We start from the raw sequence: 6,268 nt of genomic DNA, 5'->3' as shown, positions 1-6,268 counted from the left end.
CGAGATCGCCAAGAACATCAAGGGCGTCTCGGAAGAGACCACGACGGGCGTGCATCGCCTCTACGAGATGGCCAACAAGGGCACGCTGCTCTTCCCCGCCATCAACGTCAACGACAGCGTCACCAAGTCGAAGTTCGACAACCTCTATGGCTGCCGAGAATCGCTCGTCGATGGCATCCGCCGCGGCACCGACGTGATGATGTCCGGCAAGATCGCGATGGTCGCGGGCTTCGGCGACGTCGGCAAGGGCTCGGCGGCCTCGCTCCGTCAGGCCGGCTGCCGCGTCATGGTCTCCGAGATCGACCCGATCTGCGCCCTGCAGGCGGCGATGGAAGGCTATGAAGTCACCACCATGGAAGATGCCGCGCCCCGCGCCGACATCTTCGTCACCGCGACCGGCAACAAGGACATCATCACCATCGAGCACATGCGCGCGATGAAGGACCGCGCCATCGTCTGCAACATCGGCCACTTCGAACGAGATCCAGATCGCCTCGCTGCGTAACCTCAAGTGGACCAACATCAAGCCGCAGGTCGACGAGATCGAATTCCCCGACAAGCATCGCATCATCATGCTGTCGGAAGGCCGCCTCGTGAACCTCGGCAACGCCATGGGTCATCCGAGCTTCGTGATGTCCGCGTCCTTCACCAATCAGACGCTGGCGCAGATCGAGCTGTTCGCCAACAACAAGGACACAAGTACGAGAAAAGGTCTACGTGCTGCCGAAGTCACTCGACGAAAAGGTCGCCCGCCTGCATCTCGCCAAGCTCGGCGCCAAGCTCACCGAGCTGCGCAAGGACCAGGCCGACTACATCGGCGTCAAGCAGGAAGGTCCGTACAAGTCAGACCACTATCGGTATTGATCCGCTGCCCCTCCAGAAAGGACGGCAGAGCCGGGCTTTTTTGTCGCTTTCAGGTAGTGTGATCACGTCGTGGATGAATTGACTACATCGCACCGGGTGATGCGGTCGTCGCCTGCGGAAGGTGCGCTTTGGACCAGGACATTTGTAAAGTCCGCTGAAACACTACAAAGTCATTTCTGGCGCTTCTAAGGGCGACAGGCTGTTGAGTTCTGTAGGTATTTCGATGCGTGCTGGCTGCCGCGACCTAGACTGACCCGCGATGTCACTCCGTTCTTCCGAATATCGGAGCGCGTTACAAGGCTTCGTGGGCCTCGTCGTCTTGTGGCAGCAAATGGGCCTGTTCGGACCTCTGCGAACGGTGACCGCGAACAACTATCCGGATACTGCGAGATCAGAACGCAACCGACGATCGAGGAGGCGCATTGCGCGAAAATCGTCATGTTCGTAGCCACGGAGCGACCTTAGGGGCACGGAGTGCAATCCAATTAGGATCCGACCACGACCGCTCCACCGCAAAACCGAATAAGGGGATCACATAGTCCCGGATGATGATCATGACGTGAGGTTCGCTGGCCTCATCTTCGGTCAACTCCTTAGTCGCCTCCCGATCCGCGTATCGCCCTTTCGCATGGATCAAACCTCTGTTTCCGAAGGCACACCTCACGTCATTGAAAAGGAACAAGGCACCAGGCTTCAACAGTCGTACCGATGCTATGGCAGCCGCCAGATCTACATAGATCGAATGGTTACCGTCGAGATAAATAATATCGAAAGTCTCTCGATGCCTGGCCAGCCTAATCAGGTTGTACAGGTACGTACCTACAATGTTTCCAATAAATCTAATGTCCCGATTGGCGATGCCGGCCGCGGCCAAGTCGGCCCGACGTTTGGCGCAAACATGCTCGAAGTCTAACCCAACATATTCGATGCCGAGGTCATCGATGGTCTTAAACCGATCATGTCTGAACGTCGATCCTACGCCGATCTCAAGAAAGCGGCAACGCGGATGCTCTCGAAGTATGTGAAGCAGACGACTTTGAACCAATTGCCGGTAGGCACGATAGTTGGCCGGGAGAGGGTGCCTATCGCCAAGTAGGAGGTCCTGATGGTCAACGTTCATCTATCATCTCCCAGTCGCTCGCCCAATGTATTCCGGCGTGGCACACGCTCTATCCAACGCCTCACTCTCGGTACGGCCTCAACCCAGGCGATCTTAACATCACGCAGCTTCCAGCGAAGACAGCTGGAATGGACGAGCGGGTCGGTTGTCGATGCCACCCTGGACACCTGTGCTGTCGACGAGAGAATGTTCACTGGCCCGCTATAGGCAACGGTGTGGAAGACAAAGTCGCCCGCCAATGGCGCTGACCATATCGGACAGGCCAGCTTGGAGAGAGCTACGATGGTAGCTACCAGATCGATGATTGCAAAACACGGTACGATGATTCCATAGGTTGCTAAGTCGCTCGGGCAGAAGATCTTCAGCCGAATTCGCGGATCTGTCATCTCAACTCACCTAGCGTGACACTGACCATAGAACTCCTTCGAGGTAGCTAGCACCGGAGCACTCTGCTCGATGGCAAGATCGACGACATCGGGCCACATCACACAAGATGAGACCCGGAGACCAACAAATCCGGCGTCACGACGCAAGCAGAAATCCTGCTGCCGAGGATCAGACGGGACACCTCAGCAGATATTCCGCAGCTGTCCACCCGGCACCTACCCCGACACACGGAGACGAACCTTGGCGCTGGCCTCATCCACGATGCCAGCCAGGAACCGTATTTTACGACGAGAAGCTCCCTTGGGAATCGCTCGAGTAGCCTCGACACATTTGGCCATGTTTATCGATCGAGCGATGGAGTTCCTTGTTCCGTCTGTGTAGACGGTAGCGCAGTGGTAAAGACGCCTGATGCGCGATGGCGCGAGATGCAAAAACGACAGCAGCTAACTTCCCTTTGCTTCCGACGCGCCAGGTGTCCCCGAGTCCTCAATGCTGGCGAACGCCATTTCACTCGGTCCGCGGGTTTGAGCTCGAATGTCATGCTGGAGCGCCGTATCCGGTTATTGCGGTAGTCTGTGCGAACACGATTCACATTGGCTCGAAGCGAGATGATGGCTGACGAGATTAAGGCGGCGACGCAGGCACTACTACAGCATAGCCCCGCCATCAACGTGTTGACCACCGGCACCTCATCGCAATCTCTTCGATGAACCCCGAAGAGACTAATCAGCCTTTCTTCAGGCGGTTGGTCGAGAAGGAGATTATGGTGCGGTCGCGAGCAATAACCTGTCGCGGCGTCCATCACGCTCGTATGCCAAGGGCAAAGCAGGATCCGGGCCACTGCGATTATAGCGAAAAGCTAACGGCTTTTTAGCGGTTCAATGTCGCGCTCCAAGCAGCTTGTCCCGTCCTAGACATCAAGGGCGTCTTTCAAACAGAAGCACGCGCACCCGAGCCGATTTACGGTTCGGCAACAAGGGCGTCATGATCTTAGCATTGGTAGGGATGAGTAGTTTATTTTCCATACAGCACAAGAGGCGCACATTGCTTTGCCGTTCCGATCACAATGCATCAGGCCGGACTTGGAAATAAGCTGCCGTCGTTCGAAGTCGCGGGCGTCAAGTTTAGCTTTTGCGTACGGGACGAGAAGGGACGCTGACTGAAAAGAGGTTCTCTGCACAGTCGAGAATTATCTCGCTTTTCTCCGGGGATTTTACCTTGCCCCGTCACACCGAGACCGCTGGGTTTGCAAGCCTGTTGGATTTCGTCGACCGCAATGCGGTCGTGCGGGTGACACTCGACCAACAACGAGTTCTGTAAGTTCGCTTGGCTGCGCGAACACGAGGACCTGCAACATCTGCCGATCTGGGCCGACACCAAGGCTACGCTGGCCGATGCCCTTGTTGTCCGCACGCCCGAGCGCGTCGCCTACCATTGCACTTTTATCGTTCCCCACACGTCTATGCCGCAAACCTGAATGTCGGCCGCAGCCTGAAGAAAAGGCTGCGGGTGCTGGACGCGCTGCGGACGGGGAGCATTGCCCTGCAGCTGCGAGATTGCGAAACGCTGAAATTCGTCGGAGGCACATCATGTCGATCGAGCTTGAAGGACCAGATTCTGGATGTTGCCAAGTATCTCGGGTTCAACCTGACGTCGATGATGGTGGATGGAATGTTGCAGTTGCAGAGCAAGTCTGGACTATTCTTGGCGGCGGCAATTGCAACCCGGAATCCGAGCTGATCGCCGCAATCGACTCCGCTGCCATTGTTTTGACAACGCCGGCCGCTGCAGCGGCATTAGGATCTGCCGGCTTTTGTATTGATGATGAAACCACGTCGACAATCGGAGTACAATGTTGTGCTGGCGGTCAGGGTGAACGCGATCTGGCTAGCCAAGCGCTTTGCCAATCTCGTGCAGTTGGTGGCGGTTGTGATCGCGACTGCAGGCAACGCCAGACCTCGATCATCGCAGCGATCGTTTTTGGATCACATGTCGCATTGGCGCGCGAACTCACGGAGAAGCGTCCTCACGCCCCACAAGGGCGGTAGCTGCCACCGCCGGCAGACAAGACGAACCGAATGCGTAGTCGGCGCACTTCGAACGCCTGCCATCGCTGTCCCACTCTTGCACAAGTTCGAGGTGGAACTCCCGGAAAATTGGCTCGGTACGAGGAATGGTCAGACTGGGGACATGGCAAAAGCGCATTTCGGACCGGCATTCAAAAATGCAACTCACTCCCGTGATTCGAAATAGCTCAAGCGCGATCTCGCGGGCTATTGCGCCATTCAAAAAGAGGACCGAATGAGCATTCAGTCAGAATGCAAGTATCAGATCCAGCACTCGATGAGCCTGCACGAGAAAGTTGTTGAATCGTCGGCGGATACGGAGCGATCGGCACAACAATCTCCAAAACGCTGTCTATTTCTGGTGCAGCCATCGTTATTGGCACAATCAGACGGTGACTAGGCGCGCGCTCTTACCGCCGCAATGAGCGATAGAGGCTACATTGCTGAGAAACCTAAACTCGACGCCTCTAACGCCGGAGCACTCAGAGACCTTTCGGCCCCTGGTACGGCGTTATGGTTCGATCGACATCCCAGTGAACTGTGCTGGATTCAATAAGGAGCAGAGGCTAGTCGACGTGACGGAGGAAGCGTTCGATAAAGCCTATTCTAGGGCGCTCCGCGCCGGAGTGTTTCTCTCTCAGGCAGTGGCTGCTCATCAAGTTCTCGCTCGAAAGGGTAACCGATCCGCCTTCCCTCGGTTGGATCATCATTGGATTCCGAGACCGCGGCTACAGAGCCTTCTGCGTCGCAAGGGCGTGAGACCTTTCCCACGGGACCTTGCCTCATGCACGTAATCCAGATTGAAGTTCGCTCCGCCTCAATACAAAGACCAGAGCATGAAGCGCAGCCGTCTTTCGGAAGAGCGGATCATCGCGATTTTGAGGGAGCACAAGGCCGGCGTTTCGGTCGCCGATCAGTGCTGCAAGCGTGGCGTCAGTGACGCCAGGATCTACAAATGGGAAGCCAAGATTGGCGGCATTGAGACCTCGAGGTCAAGCGTCTTAAGGCGCTGAAGGATGAGAACACACGGCTGAAGCGGCTGCTGGCCGACGCTATGCTGGACAATTGGGAAAGTGGTGACGCCCGCGGCCAAGCGGAAAGCTGTCGCGCATCTCATGGATGCTCACGGGATCAGCGACGGCGGGCCTGTAAAGCCATCGGCTATTGCCGCATTATCAGGTACCCAAACGATCCGGGCGGATGATGCGCCCAGCGTCAACGGATGAGGGCGATCACCCAGGAGCAACGCCGCTTTGGCCATCAGCGCCTGCATGTTCTGCTCAAGCGGGAGGACAATTTGATCAACGAACTCTTCCGGCACTACCTGGAACAGAAGCTCGCGGTTCGTCGCCCGTGGCGGCCGCAGGCGGGCGATCAGGACCCGATCACTACTGACGCTACCGATGGCTCCCAGCGATCGCTGGTCGCTCGACTTCGTGTCGGATCAGCCGACGGATGGCCGCCGCTCCTGTGATCGACAACTGCCCGCGAGTGTCTGGCGCTGGTAGCCGACACCTCGCTTTCCGGCACCCGGGTGGCACGGGAACTGGACCGGCCGGTGATTGAGCACGGCAAGCCGAAGGAGCTGACCAGCAACGCCACCCTGATGGGCCGATCAGAGCCGTGTCGCATGTCCTACATTGCGCCGGGCAAGCCCATGCAGAACGCCTTCATCGAATGCTTCATGTACAGACGGCCCCGCGGATGCAAGGGATTCCGACAACATTTTGGATCGCGGTCGGGGTGCGTTCATGTGAGTCCTCTGTCAATGGCCTTCAGCCGACGGCGATCCGAGGTGAGCTCTCTTGCTGCAGGGCTGCCCTGCTAACCT

Annotated in this window: 3 protein-coding genes and 3 pseudogenes; 5 read left to right on the top strand and 1 reads right to left on the bottom strand. The window is 57.2% G+C overall.

The annotated features are described in order from the left end of the window. Positions 1-864, top strand: a pseudogene (locus tag Q3C01_RS44430) (adenosylhomocysteinase); the annotation flags it as partial. 436 nt (positions 865-1,300) lie between these two features. Here the strand turns inward: Q3C01_RS44430 and Q3C01_RS44425 are convergent. Then, positions 1,301-1,984: an O-methyltransferase gene (locus Q3C01_RS44425; RefSeq protein WP_458151658.1), complete on the bottom strand. Its 684-nt coding sequence runs from the start codon at positions 1,982-1,984 to the stop codon at positions 1,301-1,303. A 1,453-nt stretch (positions 1,985-3,437) separates the two neighbouring features. Here Q3C01_RS44425 and Q3C01_RS44420 point away from each other — a divergent pair. The 4 genes and pseudogenes from Q3C01_RS44420 to Q3C01_RS44405 form a co-directional block, all read left to right on the top strand. After that, positions 3,438-3,955: pseudogene (locus Q3C01_RS44420) on the top strand (redoxin domain-containing protein); the annotation flags it as partial. A gap of 5 nt (positions 3,956-3,960) precedes the next feature. Beyond that, a complete protein-coding gene (locus Q3C01_RS44415) occupies positions 3,961-4,419 on the top strand; it encodes a hypothetical protein (RefSeq protein ID WP_458151659.1) in 459 nt (152 codons plus the stop codon). Between the two features lie 458 nt (positions 4,420-4,877). Next, entirely contained in the window at positions 4,878-5,231 is a 354-nt protein-coding gene (locus Q3C01_RS44410; RefSeq protein ID WP_458151657.1) for an SDR family oxidoreductase, read from the top strand. A 42-nt stretch (positions 5,232-5,273) separates the two neighbouring features. Further along, positions 5,274-6,121 (top strand): annotated as a pseudogene (locus Q3C01_RS44405) (transposase); the annotation flags it as partial. Positions 6,122-6,268 lie beyond the last annotated feature (147 nt).

The sequence above is a fragment of the Bradyrhizobium sp. UFLA05-109 genome, assembly GCF_054185165.1.
This window is presented reverse-complemented; position numbering and strand designations above follow the sequence as displayed.

Coding starts and splice junctions, on each gene's coding strand:
- Q3C01_RS44425 (WP_458151658.1), bottom strand. CDS start 1,984: ATGAACGTTGACCATCAGGACCTCCTACTTGGCGATAGGCACCCTCTC.
- Q3C01_RS44415 (WP_458151659.1), top strand. CDS start 3,961: ATGTCGATCGAGCTTGAAGGACCAGATTCTGGATGTTGCCAAGTATCT.